At 55.3% G+C, this 16,138-nt stretch carries 14 protein-coding genes; 11 read left to right on the top strand and 3 right to left on the bottom strand.

Features of this window, described 5'->3' with window-relative positions; translation table 11 throughout:
• Positions 1–16 precede the first annotated feature (16 nt).
• The 3 genes from torD to torC are packed head-to-tail and all read right to left on the bottom strand — an operon-like array spanning position 17 to position 4,282.
• Positions 17–634 (bottom strand): molecular chaperone TorD, encoded by a 618-nt coding sequence (gene torD, locus ACRDCA_RS10025; RefSeq protein ID WP_438689372.1) that lies wholly within the window; start codon positions 632–634, stop codon positions 17–19.
• A complete protein-coding gene (torA, locus tag ACRDCA_RS10020) occupies positions 621–3,134 on the bottom strand; it encodes a trimethylamine-N-oxide reductase TorA (protein WP_438689371.1) in 2,514 nt (837 codons plus the stop codon). Before torA ends, torD begins: the two co-directional genes overlap by 14 nt.
• Positions 3,135–3,136: 2 nt before the next feature.
• A complete protein-coding gene (torC, locus tag ACRDCA_RS10015; RefSeq protein WP_438689370.1) occupies positions 3,137–4,282 on the bottom strand; it encodes a pentaheme c-type cytochrome TorC in 1,146 nt (381 codons plus the stop codon).
• A 178-nt stretch (positions 4,283–4,460) separates the two neighbouring features.
• On the opposite strand from torC, the gene ACRDCA_RS10010 reads away from it, so the two are divergent.
• The 11 genes from ACRDCA_RS10010 (at position 4,461) to cutC (ending at position 16,129) form a co-directional block, all read left to right on the top strand.
• The gene (locus tag ACRDCA_RS10010; protein WP_438689369.1) at positions 4,461–5,951 is read left to right on the top strand and encodes a PLP-dependent aminotransferase family protein; all 1,491 of its coding nucleotides are present in this window, start codon (positions 4,461–4,463) and stop codon (positions 5,949–5,951) included.
• 164 nt (positions 5,952–6,115) lie between these two features.
• Complete coding sequence (locus tag ACRDCA_RS10005) at positions 6,116–6,682, top strand: TetR/AcrR family transcriptional regulator (protein ID WP_438689368.1); 567 nt, start codon at positions 6,116–6,118, stop codon at positions 6,680–6,682.
• A 40-nt stretch (positions 6,683–6,722) separates the two neighbouring features.
• Positions 6,723–7,517, top strand: coding sequence for a winged helix-turn-helix domain-containing protein (locus ACRDCA_RS10000; protein WP_438689367.1), 795 nt, complete (start codon positions 6,723–6,725; stop codon positions 7,515–7,517).
• Between the two features lie 3 nt (positions 7,518–7,520).
• Positions 7,521–8,042, top strand: coding sequence for a FidL-like protein (locus tag ACRDCA_RS09995; protein ID WP_438689366.1), 522 nt, complete (start codon positions 7,521–7,523; stop codon positions 8,040–8,042).
• A gap of 559 nt (positions 8,043–8,601) precedes the next feature.
• Positions 8,602–8,880 carry a BMC domain-containing protein gene (locus ACRDCA_RS09990; RefSeq protein ID WP_004249182.1) on the top strand — a complete coding sequence of 93 codons (279 nt, stop codon included), beginning with the start codon at positions 8,602–8,604 and terminating at the stop codon, positions 8,878–8,880.
• A 23-nt stretch (positions 8,881–8,903) separates the two neighbouring features.
• Positions 8,904–9,188 (top strand): BMC domain-containing protein, encoded by a 285-nt coding sequence (locus tag ACRDCA_RS09985; RefSeq protein ID WP_021807825.1) that lies wholly within the window; start codon positions 8,904–8,906, stop codon positions 9,186–9,188.
• Between the two features lie 14 nt (positions 9,189–9,202).
• Positions 9,203–9,481, top strand: coding sequence for a BMC domain-containing protein (locus ACRDCA_RS09980; protein WP_021179127.1), 279 nt, complete (start codon positions 9,203–9,205; stop codon positions 9,479–9,481).
• A gap of 87 nt (positions 9,482–9,568) precedes the next feature.
• The gene (locus ACRDCA_RS09975; RefSeq protein ID WP_438689365.1) at positions 9,569–11,185 is read left to right on the top strand and encodes an acetaldehyde dehydrogenase (acetylating); all 1,617 of its coding nucleotides are present in this window, start codon (positions 9,569–9,571) and stop codon (positions 11,183–11,185) included.
• Positions 11,186–11,207: 22 nt separating this feature from the next.
• Positions 11,208–11,465 (top strand): EutN/CcmL family microcompartment protein, encoded by a 258-nt coding sequence (locus ACRDCA_RS09970; RefSeq protein WP_021179125.1) that lies wholly within the window; start codon positions 11,208–11,210, stop codon positions 11,463–11,465.
• 17 nt (positions 11,466–11,482) lie between these two features.
• Positions 11,483–12,637, top strand: a complete 1,155-nt coding sequence (locus ACRDCA_RS09965) for a 1-propanol dehydrogenase PduQ (protein WP_438689364.1) — start codon at positions 11,483–11,485, stop codon at positions 12,635–12,637.
• Between the two features lie 72 nt (positions 12,638–12,709).
• Positions 12,710–16,129: a choline trimethylamine-lyase gene (cutC, locus tag ACRDCA_RS09960; protein WP_438689363.1), complete on the top strand. Its 3,420-nt coding sequence runs from the start codon at positions 12,710–12,712 to the stop codon at positions 16,127–16,129.
• The last annotated feature ends 9 nt before the right edge of the window (positions 16,130–16,138 follow it).

Below are 16,138 nucleotides of genomic sequence, written 5' to 3'. Positions count from 1 at the left end.
GCGTCCGGCGCTCTTATCAGGCAGTTACAGGCAAGCAGGCATCCAGCCAAAACACATCTTGCTCCACAAAACCGGCTATCACGCTTATCATGGCAGCATAGAAGCCAAAGCTATCGCGTTGGCAACAGCGTTTGGCCAATAGCGGTAGCCAGCTCAACAGATGTCGTTGTAAAAAATCCATTTGCTGCCCCAGATCGACGCCCTCTTCAATTAGCTTAGCCGTCAACGCCAGTTGCACGGCCACGTGATCCGCCGCCTCATTGTTCTGCGGAACGAGCCGATAATCGACCAGCCATTGCCGCAAAGTTTGGCGCTCTTGCGACGAGGAGGTATGCGGGTAATGCCCGCCATAAGGGGAAACGCCCGCTGGTGACGGCAGTAAAAACAGCGAAGCAAAGTCCGCCGCCAGCTCCAACTGACGCTCCTCACGCTTTAGCGCCGCCCGAAGCCGCCGTTGAAACTGGCTGACCAGCAACGACAGTTCAGGGATCAATTTGAGGGCGTTTAATAACATCAGGCTTTGCTTATGGCGTAAATTGAGCAGCCCCTCATCGGTCAATTCCTGAAACAGCAGTTGAGAAAACCAACGGTAAATCGTGGCCCGCTGGCGGGCCATTTCATCAAGCAGTGGCATGAGGTGCCTCTTCGGCTGACGGTTTAACCTCTTGTGGCCCACCAAATCCGCTAACGGCTGGCAGTTCCCCCCGGTAACGCTCTACCTGAACCAGCGCGGTATGAGCCGAAGTGCCCTGTGCCAGCCGGGAGGTACCGATATCGGCACTTAACACGTTGGGATCACCATAGGTGCAGAGCGTACCCGCCTTGCCACCCACGAGCGGTGAGTACCAGGCACCCTCATGGATCCGTACCACCCCTGGCGCATAGTCTGGGCTGATCGCCACCCCGGCCAACACCTGCCCACGAGCATTAAATACCCGCGCGACATCACCCGCTTTCAAGCCACGTGCCTTGGCATCTTCCGGGCTGATGTATAACGGTTCACGCCCCGCCACTGCATAGGTCGCCCGGTAGCTATCGCTGGAGCACAGCTGCGAATGCAATCGCTTGTCCGGGTGGCAGGATTGCAGGTGCAGCGGATAATGCTTTGCACCTTTTCCCCCATGGCTGCGCTCGAAAGGCTCCATCCACACTGGATGGCCGGGGCAATCTTCATAATGAAAGTCGGCAATGGTTTGGCTGTAGATCTCAATCAGGCCAGACGGCGTTCCGAGTGGGTTAAGATCTGGCTGTTCACGAAAGTCGCCGTGGCGTACCCAGGGTTGTCCAGCCGGATACTCGACATAGCCTTCGCCATTCCAGAACGTGGCAAAGTCAGGCATTCTCACCCCGATCGCCTCGCCCTGTTTCACGCCTTCTTCATACAGAGCTTTAATCCAATGCATTTCACTACGTTTTTCACTGTACACCTCATCACGGCCAAAACGCTGGCATAACCCGGTAAACACGTCAAAGTCGTGACGGGCTTCGTACTGGGGTTTCACTACCTGGCGGATCGCCATCAGCCCCTTATTGGAATGGGTGCCAAACTGTTCGATGTCGTTGCGTTCATAGCGTGTGGTTACCGGCAGTACAATATCGGCAAAGCGACAGGATGCGGTCCATTGGTGATCCAACACCACGACCGTCTCCAGCTTTTTCCAGGCCTCGATCATGCGGTTGCGATCCTGCTGGGCATGGAAGGGGTTGGCAGCGCTGTAAATCGCCATTCTGATATCGGGATAGGTGAGCGTTTCACCGTTGAATTCCACGGTCTTGCCCGGAGACAACAGACAATCGATGATGCGCGCCACCGGAATATGTTCGGAGGCACCACGGAAATCGGCGGCATGGATCGGAGGGGGTGGATTGCTCAGGCTGCCTAATCCGGAAAGTACCGGGCCAAGTGAAGTCACGGTACCACCGCCGTTGTAATGCCAGCCAAAGCCGACGCCACCACCGGGCAAGCCGATCTGTCCAACCATGCTGGCCAGTACCACCAACATCCACGGATATTGTTCACCGTGATGCATACGTTGCGCGCACCAGCCCCCCATAAACTGGGTTCTTCCTTTCACCAACTGGCGTGCAAAGTCGCGGATCTGGTCGGCAGTCAGCCCGCAAATGCCCGCCGCCCACTCGGCGTCTTTCGGTTGCTTATCCTTTTCCCCCAGCAGATAAGGGAGAAATACCTCGAAGCCCACGCAATAATCCTTGATAAACGCCGCGTCATAAATTTTTTCCTGATACAGCGTGTGCGCCACCCCCAGCATCAGCGCCACGTCCGTCTGCGGGTTCAGCGCCAACTGTTCGCAGCCGAGATAATTTTGGGTTTTACTACGCACTGGATCAACGCTGATCACCCGTATCTTTCCTTGCTCTACGCGTTCTTTGATCTGCTGCCAGTAGCCGAAAGGATCGTGATCGGGCACCAGGTACTCGATCTGTAAGTTTTTGATCGGATCGCAGCCCCACAACACGATGAGGTTGGTGTTTTCAATCACCAGGGGCAGTGAAGTCTGCTGTTCATAGACTTCCAGCGATCCCATCACATGGGGCAACACCACCTGTGCCGCCGCCGCCGAATAGTCGCCCACGGTGGTCACATAGCTGCCGTGCAGACCAAGCGCCCGATCCATCGCACCACCGGCTTTGTGCAGCTTACCAATCATCTGCCAGTCCGCCAGCCCGGTGAATACGCCAGAGGAACCCTGATTTTTTTGTACCCGCTCCAACTCCTGGTACACCAAATCTAGCGCCTGATCCCAACTCACCCGCACAAAACGGTTATCACCCCGTTGGCTGCGATCGGATTGCTCTCGCTTGCGCAGCCAGTCCAGCCGTACCATGGGGTAACGTACTCGCGACGGGTTGTAGACGATTTCACGCACTGCCTTCAGCATCTCACACGGATATTTATCCTGTTTAAATGGTCGGGTATCAAGCCATTCCCCGTTGACCACTTTGGCTTCAAAGGCCCCGAAGTGCGATCCCGATTGGATCCACAATTCAGCGGTTTCATCAGCAGCCCAAACCTTACTGAGCAGCGGATGGGTTCCGAGCATGCTGGCCGTGCCTGCGGCCAGGACCCCGGTGATAAACCTGCGCCGGGAGGGATTGAAATCGTTGATATCCATGATTACTCCTTGGTTTGATTTTTGGCACCGTCAGCGGTATCGCTGGCGTGAGTTTGCAGGTATTTCAACAGCGTCCGTTCTTCCTGCGGAGCCAGACGGTAGTAACTGGACATGGCCTTCAACCCGGCGATCCAACCGTTGGCGTTAAAGCGGGTCGCCGGCGGCACGCTATGGCAGGCACTACAGGTGGATTGCAACATTTGATCGGCGTATTGCCACACTGGCTCCAGGCTGGCGGTAAAGCCGTCGGCCGAGGTCCAGGCCACCACGCTGACCTGTTGCCACTCTTGATGAGAGGCTGGATCGATCTGGCTTTGCAGGATCTTGAGTGTAGGTAGCAATGTAGGATCCAACACGGCGGCAAACACCCGTTTACCCGGGTACTGCGTGATGACACGCCCACGTCCTGCACTCTCACGCCAGCCCATAATCTGGATCTGAACCTTGTCCCCCTGCTTTTGCAGCACGCTGACCTGCGTCGCGGGCATCAGCAAGGCTTTGTCTGCCGGTTCGTTGGGGGAAGCGCTCAATGGCTTCTCCCCAAGGGAATACAACGTGGTGGCCGTAGGCAGGATCGTGCTCTGGCTTTGCAGCGTTTTAAACTGGCTGCGAAACCCTTGGCTCATGTCCGGTTTGTGATGCGCAATGCCCTTGTGGCAATCAATGCAGTTACTGTTTTTAAGCGCCGCCGAGCTCATTTGCACCGCTGCATCAGAGGACTGTTTGGCGTGATCCATTGCATCATAGCTGTGGCAGGATTTGCAGGCGGCGGAGCGGTTCTTGGTCATACGTGCCCATTCCCGCTGGGCCAGTTCCGCACGTTTGCTCTCAAACTGTTCCGGTGTGGCGATCGAAGGGGAAATAAATTCGTGATAGACATCGTTCAACGCGGCGGCTTTGCGCAATAAGGTCGGCATGATCCCCGGCGGGATATGGCAATCCTCACATTCGGCCCGCACCCCGGAGGCATTCTTAAAATGAACGCTCTGTTGGTATTCCTGCCCTACCGTGCTCATCGTGTGGCAGGATAAACAGAATTCGGTTGAGCTTGTTTGATGCACACCTTGCCAACCGCCCCACAGCAAAACCAACATCACTACGGCTCCAGCCATCATCAGCCAGAGCGACCTGTTACGTATCCACGACATGATTATGTTGCCTCTGTACTCGTTATTTAGCCGCTACGCTAAAGCACAAGGCAGGCAAGCAAATAGATACGGCCGGGGGCGGTGATGGGGCCAGATGACGCACTATGTTTAGGGTCAACGCTTGCCTGGCAAGCTTAGAGTAAGGTGCAGGGATGAGACTGGCGTTCAAGAGCATGTTATGTGGCAAATCGAATTAGACAGGGGTGGTGATACGCCCCTGCAATTACAGATTTTTCAATACTATTACCAGGCCATTGGCTGCGGGGAGTGCGTTGCTGGCGATATGCTGCCCTCCATCCGCGAACTGGCACGCAGATTACAGGTCGCCCGGATCACCGTGGTGCTTGCCTATGAAAAGCTGGTGGCCAGCGGCTATATCAAAAGCCGTCCGGGCATTGGTTATCAAGTGGTGTTTGATCGCCCTTTGCAACCCGTTGTAAATAAAATTCCCTACTTCAAAGGGCCAGACCCAACCAGGCTGGTGGCCGCAAGCGTGCCAAACGATCTCTACAGTCAACCAACGACAGAGCTTTATTGTCGGGTGAGCCTGCCAGACCCCAATGCTTTCCCGTGGGCAAGCTGGCGCAAATGGAACAATCTGCCTTCCTTTCTCAAAGAGCAATTGGTCACTCGCTACCACTCTCCTCAGGGGTTGCTATCGCTGCGCCAGGAAATCGTGCGTTATTTACGCCTCTCGCGTGGCATCGATACCCAGCCAGAAAACGTCATCATTACCAACGGTGTTCAGGAGGGACTCTCGTTATTAACCCAGCTCTTTGTGCTTAACAAAACGGGCCAACCCCGGGTCCCCTGCCATGTGGTCACCGAGTCCCCTTGCTATTCCGGTGCCTGGCATCTGTTCAATTATTACGGGGCACAGATCACCCCGGTCAGCGTTGATAAGCAGGGCTTGCGCGTATCACATCTCCCTGAACGCCCCACGCAATTGTGCTATGTCACGCCTTCGCATCAGTATCCGCTGGGAAGCCAACTTTCCCTCTCACGGCGTAAGACCCTGTTACTTTGGGCACAACGGGTGGGTGCTTACGTGATCGAGGATGACTATGATGCGGTCTTTTCCTGGGAAGGGAAGCCCCTGCCTCCACTCAAGGTCATGGATAGCCAGGACCGGGTGATATATGCCGGTACTTTTTCAAAAACCCTGGGACCGGGGATCCGCCTGGGCTATCTGGTTTGCCCCGCAGCTATTTTGCCTTCGGTGCAGAATATGAAAGCGCTGAGCAACAGCGGCAGCAATTGGCTATTACAGCAGTTCCTGGCCGAGTTTATGCGTAAGCAGGTGTTTTATACCCATCTAAGCAAGTTGACCTGCGAATACCAAGCACGCCAGCAGGTATTGCGTCAGGGGCTGCAACGGCTGTTTCCAGAAGGTAAAATCTGGGGCCACGCTGCCGGTCTGCATCTGACGCTATTGACTCCGCTTTGCGCCGATTTTATTCAGCAACTGCGCCAGCGTTGTCTTCAGGGTGGAGTTCGTTTTGACACCTTGCCGGAGCTGGCGAACGGTTCAGAATCTGCCTGGGCTGAGTTCGGTCATCCATCGGTGCTATTTTTTGGCTTTGGTAGCCTGAATATCCAACAACTTAACAAAGTTCTACAGGTGGTTGAGCAACAGTTACAGCTATTGAGGCTAGAGCAATTTTCCTGATTGGAGCATCAGCGGCCCGATTAAGCTAGTAAAAACTTTCCTAATACCTTGATAACTAAAATAGTTTGACCTGGTTAGCATTATTCAGGATTGGTCTGACCTTTACGGGTAGCGGATTGACCTCGATCAAATTTAACATACCGGCTGGTCGGTATGATCGCCGCATGAACACCTACGTACATCGCAAAAAAGATCCGGAACGGCTGCAAGAACAGTTACTTGAAGCCGCCAGTATCATTGCCGCCCAAAACGGGATCGCCGCCTTGTCACTCAACGCCGTCGCCAAGCAGGCAGGGGTCAGCAAGGGCGGGTTGCTGCACCACTTTCCCGGCAGGCAGGAGCTGATCCACGCGCTGTTTATTCGCCTGTTGGCCGTGATGGATCGCGGCATTATTGCGTTAATGGCCGCAGACGATAATCCACGCGGGCGCTTCTCCCGGGCCTATCTGATGTATCTGGCTGGCATTAGCGAAACCGACACCAGCCGTCAATTGGCCCTGCTGTCACTGGCCATGCCGGATGAACCCGTGTTGCGTAAATGCTGGCGCGATTGGGTACTGCAACATCTGGCCAATGCCGATGAACTGGATCGCAGCTACGTGGGTAATCTGGTGCGCTATGGTGCAGACGGCCTATGGCTGTCTGAACTCACGGAAGGAGTCACTATGACGTCAGAAGAACGGCATGCATTGGTGGCGAGGCTGGCGGCAATGACCTTCGAGGAATTTTAACCTCCCCGGTTCGCGGTCAGCCAATCACCCAGGGGCGATAATGAAATATAAAATTAATGCCTTTCTTATTTATGATGCCACCGAAGGCTCGCTGAAGCTGGACGATGACGGTAAGTCAGATAGCCAGCTCACGATCACCGCCAACGCCCTGCTGTTTTTTATGATCCAGCATCCTGGTGTGATCAGCCGCGATACGGTGATGCAAAGGGTCTGGGACGACAACGGGCTGATGTCCTCCAACAGCAACCTGAATCAGTACCTGAGCATCCTGCGCAAGGCCTTTCGCCGTTACGGCATCGAGAACGTGATCGTTACCGTGGCGCGTGGCAGGCTGGAAATCAACCCGGAGCTGACGATCGAAGTGATCGATGACTCCTTGCTACACCCGGTGATGCATGCCAGCGAAGGTGAATCGCCTGCCGAACCTGCCCCAGAGCCAGTACCGGTAGCGGAGGCCGTAACCGGCAACGATCGCTACTGGGGATATGCCGGCGCGGCAATTTCACTACTGGCTATGGCGCTGGTCGGTTGGTCATGGAGTAACAACGGCAGCCTGACCCCTCTCTCCTTCACCTCCGTCGCGCAGGAACCCATTGAGGTGTTGTCTACCGACACCATGATAAATCCAAGAATGCGCGAGAATTACCTGAAAAACTTTATTGCCGTCAAAGAACATAAAAAAATAAAGTATGATAAGGACGAGCGCTTTCTGTTCTTTTATGGTGACAAGCTGCAATCCAACGGTTTAGGCCGAACGTTTCTCGCACACTGCGCCAAACATCAAGATAATACATTCAGCTACTGCGATAACTATTTTTATTATTCATGGAAATAAATTATGAAAAAAATCGGCTGGGGGAGAAGGCTTTTTGCCGTCTCTATCATATTGCTGCTGGTCTCGTTATTTATCACCGTCAAGCATAATGTTATCTGGCGCGATGATGCCTTAAACTGTTCGACCAAAGCCATTATGCATTTTGAAGATATCGTAACCGAATCCGTTAACGTCAACGTTCACTTTAATTTTAATGCCAAAGGACAAGGCTCCATCGTGGTGGAGGGATATTCAGACTCGACGGCTGGCTGGCTTTATTTACAACGCTACGTCCAGTTTGACTATACCAGTAAGCGGATTTCCCCCGGCGTGCGTTATTACCAGATCAACCGCTGGGTCGCCAGCAAGTCCTCTATCGATCAGTCGCCCGATGTGATTTTTGATTACTTTATGCGTGAAATGTCGGACAGCCATGACGGCCTGAAGCTGGCGATGGAGAAAATCAATGCCGACACCGTGTTACTCAGCTCCATCAACTCCCCGCTGTTTGTCTGCGCGTTGAAACCCGGCAGCCAGTTAGATTAAATCCGCCAGGTCTTTTTAACCCAACATTCCCATCGCTACAACTGCCTGTCACTTAACACTCCCCCTCATCCAAGGTACCAACCCGATCTCCTATGACCACATGTTTTCGGGATAGGGAGCGATCCCAAAGCCGCAGTCAGGTACAGGAGACAAGATGTGGCACATTCGGTCCCCTCTCTCTGCGGCAGAAGGTTAGGGTGAGGAGAAAAAAACCTGCGCTACTCCACAGTCTGCAAGCCACCCCGCTACCTAAAAAAAGCATTTTATAACCATAGATTTAACATTGTTTTCCGGCGCACAGTGAATGCCAAAACCGGGTGATTTCGGCTAGGCAGCGGAACTATTACCAAGCTGATTATCAGAGCAAACAGATAAACAGAAGATAAATTCGCGCCACAAATCAGAATAAAAAACTAAATAGATATCGATTACTGAATTTATATTTTGAATAACTCTTGGAGGGGTATAGTGCCCTTAGCCGTCGGAAACCTTGATCCTTTCATGGCCGCACGGCGCAGCAGATGACAACTCATAAACCGGCTTTGTGGAGGAAACAACAATGGGTGATGCATTAGGCTTAATCGAAACCAAAGGGTTGGTGGCCTGTATTGAAGCGGCTGATGCCATGTGCAAGGCGGCCAATGTAGAACTGATCGGCTATGAAAACGTAGGTTCCGGCCTGGTTACCGCCATGGTGAAAGGTGACGTGGGTGCAGTAAAGGCCGCCGTCGATTCCGGTGTGGAATCCGCGCAGCGTGTGGGTGAAGTGGTGACCTCACTGGTTATCGCCCGTCCACATAATGACATCAATAAAATCGTGATTAAGCACAAAGCGTAACGACGCATCAAGGAGAACGGATCATGGGTGACGCATTAGGATTGATTGAGACCAAAGGGCTGGTGGCCTGCATTGAAGCTGCCGACGCGATGTGTAAAGCGGCCAACGTGGAACTGATCGGCTATGAGAACGTCGGTTCCGGCCTGGTTACCGCGATGGTGAAAGGCGACGTCGGTGCGGTCAAGGCGGCGGTGGATTCCGGTATTGAATCGGCCAAACGCGTTGGCGAAGTGGTCACCTCACTGGTGATTGCCCGTCCGCATAACGATATCCAGAAAATCATTTCGCAGTACAAAATCACCGAATAACAAGGAATTCACCGATGAAAGATGCACTCGGATTGATCGAAACCAAAGGGTTGGTGCCAGCTATCGAAGCCGCCGATGCCATGTGTAAGGCCGCCAACATTGAACTGATTGGCTATGAGAACGTCGGCTCTGGCCTGGTCACCGTGATGGTGAAAGGCGACGTGGGTGCCGTTAACGCGGCGGTGGAGTCCGGTATTGAAGCGGCCAGCCGGATTGGCGAAGTGATTTCATCACGGGTTATTGCGCGTCCACATAATGATATTGAGAAAATTGCCTCACAGCATAAGGCGTAATTGAGCCTGATTACCGGCGGTGGCAAATAAGTACTCTACCCGGTTACAACAAGTAAAAAATTAAACTCCTATTCAGGGGATAGACTAATGACCACATTAGATCCGGATTTACAATCCATTCAGCAGGCGCGTACGCTGATTAAAAATGCCAAACAGGCGCAATTGCTGTTTGCCAAATATTCACAAGAAAAAATCGACGGCATTATCAAACATATTGCCAACGAAGCGGCACGGCATGCCGAAGAATTGGCCAAGATGGCGCATGAAGAAACCGGCTTTGGCAATTGGCAAGACAAGGTGTTAAAAAACATTTTCGCTTCAGAAAAAGTTTTTGAGCATATTAAAGACTTAAAGACCGTCGGTATTATTCGTGACGACCAGCAGAATAAAGTGATGGACGTGGGAGTCCCGTTGGGGGTTATTACCGCCCTGGTACCATCGACTAACCCGACCTCGACCATTTTCTATAAAACCCTGATTGCGCTGAAGGCCGGGAACGCTATTATTTTCTCCCCGCACCCTAATGCGCGTCAGTGCAGCCAGCGGGCGATTGAGATCGTCAAGCAGGCGGCCCTCCAGGCAGGTGCCCCGGCAGGTATCGTTGACGGCCTGACCCAGCTGACGCTGGAAGCGACCAAAGCCCTGATGCACAGCAAAGACGTCGCGCTGATCCTGGCCACCGGCGGCGAGGGTATGGTACGTGCGGCCTACAGCTCCGGCACGCCAACCATCAGCGGCGGCCCAGGCAACGGCCCGGCGTTTATCGAACGCAGCGCCAATATCAAGCAGGCGGTGAAAGACATCATCACCAGCAAGACCTTCGATAACGGGGTGATCTGCGCCTCCGAGCAGTCGATCATCGTGGAAAAGTGCATCTATCAGGACGTACACCACGAGTTGCTGGCTCAGGGCTGCTACTTCATGAACGACGAAGAGTCGGCCCGCCTGGCCAATATCCTGCTGCGTCCGAACGGCATGATCAATCCTGAAGTGGTAGGCAAGACCGCCATCTACCTCAGCGAACGCGCCGGGTTCTGCGTACCTGCGACCACCAGGGTGCTGATTTCGCTGCAAAACAGCGTCTCGCGTAAAAACCCGTATGCACGTGAAAAACTCTGTCCGGTGCTGGGTCTGTACATCGAAGAAGACTGGATGAGCGCCTGCGACCGCGTGGTGGAACTGCTCACCAACGAAGGGCTGGGGCATACGCTGGTGATCCACACCCAGAACCAGCAGGTGATCCGCGAGTTTGCGCTGCAAAAACCGGTGCACCGTATCCTGATCAATACGCCCGCCGCGCTGGGAGGCATTGGCGCAACCACGAATCTTATACCTGCGTTAACGCTCGGCTGCGGTGCCGTCGGCGGTGGCTCCAGCTCCGATAACGTCGGGCCGATGAACCTGCTGAACGTGCGCAAAGTCGGCTATGGCGTACGTAGCATCGAGGATCTGCGCCAGCCTCAACCGGCGGCTCAGCCGTGCAGCGCTCCAACCCGCCATAGCACCAGCATCTTCGATGATAACCGCTTTGCTGCCCCAACGGCGGCGGTAGCCCCGCAGGCCGCACCGGCACCGCTGTATGCCCAGGGCGACGATCGTTTCGGGGCAGTCACCCGCGCAGTGGTTAACGCCGCGGCCAATGACATTACCGAAGAGAACGTTGAACGGATCATTACTGAAGTGCTTGGACGTCTGTCCCGGTAACACATCAACCAAGGGTGAAAACATGATCCTCGCAAAGGTAACCGGCCATGTGGTGGCCACACAGAAGAGCGACGAACTGCGCGGCAGCAACCTGCTGCTGGTCACGGCGCTGGGTGACGACCTGGAAGCCATCAAAGATCGCACCTACGTGGCCGTCGACAGCGTCGGTGCCGGTGAAAACGATCTGGTGCTGGTGGAAGAGTATTTCGCACTGAGTAAAGACCGCTACAAGGCCATGTCGATCGTTGCCATTGTCGAGAAGGTTCACCGGGAGCGTTAAGAGTAAGAGGAAGTCGCATGAATGAGTTTCTGATTAAGCCAAAAATCCACTTCGGTGAGGATGCGCTGCTCGCACTGAACGGCCTGCCAGGACGCTCGGCGTTTTTGGTCACCGATCGGGCGATGGTGAAGTTTGGCTTGGCCGAGCGGGTGACCAACCTGCTGCAACAACAGCAGATCCGCTGCCGTCAGTATGACGATGTGGCCTCCGACCCGGATATCTCCGCTATCGTCAGCGGCATGAAGCTGATGGATGACGACTATCCGGATCTGGTCATTGCCCTGGGTGGCGGCTCGGTGATCGATGCCGCCAAGGCGGTGATGTATGCCCTGTGGCATTGCCGCAAAGACAGCGGCCGCAGCAAGCCCTGTTTCGTCGCCATCCCCACCACCAGCGGTACCGGCTCCGAAGTCACCAGCTTCTCGGTGATCAAGTCCCGCAGCAAAAAGTTGGTGTTGGTGGACGAATTCATGCTGCCCGACATCGCCATCCTCGATCCTCAGTTGGTGAAGTCGGTACCGGCCAGCATTACCGCCGATACCGGGATGGACGTGCTGTGCCACGCGCTGGAGGCCTATGTCTCCCGCAAGGCCAGCGACTTCAGCGATGCGATGGCCGAAAAGGTGGTGCAGATGGTATTTGGCCACCTGCTGACCTGCTACCAGCAAGGGGGCGATCTGCCGGCACGTGAAAAAATGCACAACGCCTCATGCATGGCCGGGATGGCATTTACCAACGCCTCGCTGGGTATTACCCACAGCCTGGCACACGCCCTCGGCGGTATGTTTGGCATCCCGCATGGCCGAGCCAATGCGCTGCTGATGGCAACGGTGGTCGCATTCAATGCCGATTTTGACGGCAACTGCGACACCCCGGCCGCGCACAAATATGCCGCCCTGGCGCGCCTTCTGGGGCTACCAAGCACCTCGGTACGTGATGGCGTCAACAGTCTGCTGGTGGCGATCGAAACGCTGAAACAGGAAATGCAGCTTCCCGCCAATCTGCAAGCCGCAGGAGTGGAGCAACATCGCTTCCAGGTTTGCCTTGGTGAACTGGCCGAGCAGGCGCTACACGACAGCTGCACGCCAACCAACCCGCGCGAGGTTAACGCGGCCGATTTGGAGAAACTGTTCCGCCTCGCCTACAACGGCGGCCCGCTACAGCTTCAATAATGCACTCATCATCTAGTTAACGGATTTTGCCGGATTTAGCGAAAACCGAAGGACATCAGGAGAGATTTGAACATGGCCCATTATGCACTGACGCCACGCGTTAAAATGCTGGCAGAAAGACTCTTATCCCAAAACAGCACCATCAGCACCGAACGTGCCGCCATTCTGGAAACGCTGGGTGGCGATGTGGGCGGCATGCCGCAGTTGGTCAAGAATGCCAAGCTGTTCAATGAGCTGGTCAAGCAACTGCCTGGCTATATCGGCCCCGACGAGCTGATCATCGGTAGCCAATCCTCCACCCCGCGCGCCGCCGTATTCCACAGCGAAAGCGAGCTGCGTAGTCCTTCGGCCTTCACCGCCCTGGGCCAGACTTCGCCGGACTATCTGGCGGTGATCACCAAAGGGCTGTTCGCCATTGAAGCCGAAATGGAAGACCGCGCCAGAAGCATCGGCAGCGCCGTCAGCCGTTCTGGACTGGATGAGGTTAACCAGTGCCGCGCCATGATCTACGCCTGCAATGCGGCGATGCATCTGGCCCAGAAACTGGCTGGCAAAGCAGAGAACATGGCGGCGGTAGAAAATCATCCGTACCGCAAGGCGGAACTGCAAGAAGCAGCCGCGATGCTGAAAAAAGTGCCGGCCTACGGCGCCACCAGCTTTAAAGAAGCCTGCCAGTCGTTCTACTTCTTCCAGTTGGCCCTGCATCTGGAAAACGGCAGTTACGCGGTTTACCCAGGCGGCTTCGACAAGCTGCTGTACAGCTTCTATCAGCAAGACATCACCCGTGGCGTGCTGACGCCGGAACAGGCCTACGAAATCGTTGAGTGCCTGTGGCTGAAACTGTGTGAGCTCTCCGAAGTGCGCGCGCCGCGTGAACTGGACGGTTACCCGATGTTTGACGCCCTGCTGCACGGCGTGCGCCTCGACGACCCGGCATTGGTGATCAACGATCTGTCTGCCATGCTGCTGGCCGCACGCAGCAATCTGATGGCGCTGAACAGCAACCTACAGGTGAAACTGTTCGCTGGCCTTGCCGGTGTACGCCCAGAGTACAGCGCACCATCGGCACCGTTCGTGGCAGCCTCGCCGCAAGACGTCGCGACGCACAAACTGATGGAAGGGCTGACGCCACGCCTGCAACGCCTGCGTGACAACTACCTCGATGCCCGCCCAAGCGTCTCGATCTATCGCGCCATTACCTTTACCGAAATGGCGAAAAACAACCCGGGTCTGCCAACCATTCTGCTGCGCGCCAAGTCTTTCCGTGCCGCCTGCGAAACCGCGCCGATCCTGATCCAGCAAGATGAGCTAATCGTCGGCCATCCGTGCGGAAAACCGCGTGCCGGGGCATTCTCACCGGATATCGCCTGGCGTTGGGTGCGTGACGAACTGGATACCATGGGCACCCGTCCACAGGATCCATTTGTCATCTCCGAAGCCGACAAGAAGACAATCCGCGAAGAGATCGTGCCGTTCTGGGAAGGCCGTTCGCTCGACGAGATCTGCGAAGCGCAATACCGCGAAGCCGGCGTTTGGGCCTTCAGCGGCGAAACCTTTGTCAGCGACCTCTCCTACCACCAGATCAACGGCGGCGGTGATACCTGCCCAGGTTACGACATTCTGCTGTTCACCAAAGGGATGAACGGTATCAAGGCCGATGCCCAACAGCACCTCGCTACCCTGAGCATGGAAAACCCGGAAGATATCGACAAGATCTACTTCTACAAGGCGGCAATCGAAACCTGTGACGGCGTAGTTGCCTATGCCAAACGCATCGCCGACAAGGCCCGTGAGCTGGCCGCGGTTGAGCAGGATCCGGCGCGCCGTACCGAACTGCTGACCATTGCCGAAACCAACGAAAACGTGCCGGCCAACCCGCCGAAAACGCTGCAAGAAGCGCTGCAAAGTATCTGGACGGTGGAATCGCTGTTTGAAGTGGAAGAGAACCAGACCGGGCTGTCGCTGGGCCGTCTGGATCAGTATTGCTACCCGATGTATCAGGCCGATATCGCCTCTGGCCGTGTGACGCAGGAACAGGCGTTGGAGCTGTTGCAGGCCTTCATCATCAAGTGTGCCGAACTGATGTGGATGTCCAGCGAGCTGGGTGCCAAATACTTCGCCGGTTATCAGCCGTTTATCAACCTGACCATCGGTGGGCAGAAACGCAGCGGCGGCGACGCCTGTAACGACCTGACCTACCTGATTATGGACGCCGTACGCTTTGTCAAAGTGTACCAGCCATCGCTGGCCTGTCGTATCCACAACCAGTCTCCGCAGAAGTATATGGAGAAGATCGTCGACGTGGTGAAAGCGGGTATGGGCTTCCCGGCCTGCCACTTTGATGATTCACACATCAAGATGATGCTGCGCAAGGGCTTCGACTTTGAAGACGCACGCGATTACTGCCTGATGGGCTGCGTGGAGCCGCAAAAATCCGGCCGTATCTATCAGTGGACCTCCACCGGTTATACCCAGTGGCCAATCGCCATCGAGTTCGTGCTCAACCGTGGCCGCATGGTGCTGTTCGACAGCTACCAGGGGCTGGATACCGGTGAGTTGAACACCCTGAAAACCTACGAAGACTTCGACAACGCGGTGAAGGCGCAGATCGCGCACATCGTCAAACTGTCGGCGATCGGCACCGTGATCAGCCAGCGTGTGCACCGCGACGTGGCGCCTAAACCACTGATGTCGCTGCTGGTTGAAGGCTGTATGGAACAAGGTAAGGACGTGGCCGCCGGTGGCGCAGTAGTCAACCACGGCCCAGGGCTGATCTTCTCCGGTCTGGCCACCTATGTCGACTCCATGGCGGCGATCCGCAAGCTGGTTTATCAGGATGGCAAATACACCCTGGAGCAGATCCGTGACGCGCTGCTGGCCAACTTTGAAGGCTTTGAACAACTGCGCCGCGACTGTCTGAACGCACCGAAGTACGGCAACGACGATGACACGGTAGATCAGTACGCGCTGGACATCACCGAGTGGACCGAGCGTGAGTGCCGCAAGTACAAGATGCTCTACTCCACCTTGAGCCACGGCACCCTGTCGATCTCCAACAACACGCCGATCGGTGAACTGACCGCCGCCACGCCAAACGGCCGTCTGGCCTGGATGCCGCTTTCCGACGGTATCAGCCCGACGCAGGGTGCGGACAAACATGGCCCAACTGCCATCATCAAGTCCGTCAGCAAGATGAACGTGGAAACCATGAACATCGGCATGGTGCACAACTTCAAGTTCCTCAAAGGGCTGCTTGATACGCCGGAAGGTAAAAACGGGCTGATCACCCTGCTGCGTACTGCCTCCATTCTGGGCAACGGCCAGATGCAGTTCAGCTACGTGGATAACGAAGTGCTGAAACAGGCACAGCTGGAACCCGAAAAATATCGCGACCTGATCGTCCGCGTCGCCGGTTACAGCGCCTACTTCGTTGAGCTGTGCAAAGAAGTTCAGGACGAAATAATCAGCCGTACCGTTATTGAGAAGTTCTGACTTTAAGCC

Origin of the sequence: Serratia sp. (in: enterobacteria), from assembly GCF_051654945.1 — a bacterium.
GTDB lineage: Bacteria > Pseudomonadota > Gammaproteobacteria > Enterobacterales > Enterobacteriaceae > Chania.
This window is presented reverse-complemented; position numbering and strand designations above follow the sequence as displayed.

What these genes read in the sequence shown, in the direction of transcription:
- torD (WP_438689372.1), bottom strand. Translation starts at nt 634, where the DNA reads ATGCCACTGCTTGATGAAATGGCCCGCCAGCGGGCCACGATTTACCGT.
- torA (WP_438689371.1), bottom strand. Translation starts at nt 3,134, where the DNA reads ATGGATATCAACGATTTCAATCCCTCCCGGCGCAGGTTTATCACCGGG.
- torC (WP_438689370.1), bottom strand. Translation starts at nt 4,282, where the DNA reads ATGTCGTGGATACGTAACAGGTCGCTCTGGCTGATGATGGCTGGAGCC.
- ACRDCA_RS10010 (WP_438689369.1), top strand. Translation starts at nt 4,461, where the DNA reads ATGTGGCAAATCGAATTAGACAGGGGTGGTGATACGCCCCTGCAATTA.
- ACRDCA_RS10005 (WP_438689368.1), top strand. Translation starts at nt 6,116, where the DNA reads ATGAACACCTACGTACATCGCAAAAAAGATCCGGAACGGCTGCAAGAA.
- ACRDCA_RS10000 (WP_438689367.1), top strand. Translation starts at nt 6,723, where the DNA reads ATGAAATATAAAATTAATGCCTTTCTTATTTATGATGCCACCGAAGGC.
- ACRDCA_RS09995 (WP_438689366.1), top strand. Translation starts at nt 7,521, where the DNA reads ATGAAAAAAATCGGCTGGGGGAGAAGGCTTTTTGCCGTCTCTATCATA.
- ACRDCA_RS09990 (WP_004249182.1), top strand. Translation starts at nt 8,602, where the DNA reads ATGGGTGATGCATTAGGCTTAATCGAAACCAAAGGGTTGGTGGCCTGT.
- ACRDCA_RS09985 (WP_021807825.1), top strand. Translation starts at nt 8,904, where the DNA reads ATGGGTGACGCATTAGGATTGATTGAGACCAAAGGGCTGGTGGCCTGC.
- ACRDCA_RS09980 (WP_021179127.1), top strand. Translation starts at nt 9,203, where the DNA reads ATGAAAGATGCACTCGGATTGATCGAAACCAAAGGGTTGGTGCCAGCT.
- ACRDCA_RS09975 (WP_438689365.1), top strand. Translation starts at nt 9,569, where the DNA reads ATGACCACATTAGATCCGGATTTACAATCCATTCAGCAGGCGCGTACG.
- ACRDCA_RS09970 (WP_021179125.1), top strand. Translation starts at nt 11,208, where the DNA reads ATGATCCTCGCAAAGGTAACCGGCCATGTGGTGGCCACACAGAAGAGC.
- ACRDCA_RS09965 (WP_438689364.1), top strand. Translation starts at nt 11,483, where the DNA reads ATGAATGAGTTTCTGATTAAGCCAAAAATCCACTTCGGTGAGGATGCG.
- cutC (WP_438689363.1), top strand. Translation starts at nt 12,710, where the DNA reads ATGGCCCATTATGCACTGACGCCACGCGTTAAAATGCTGGCAGAAAGA.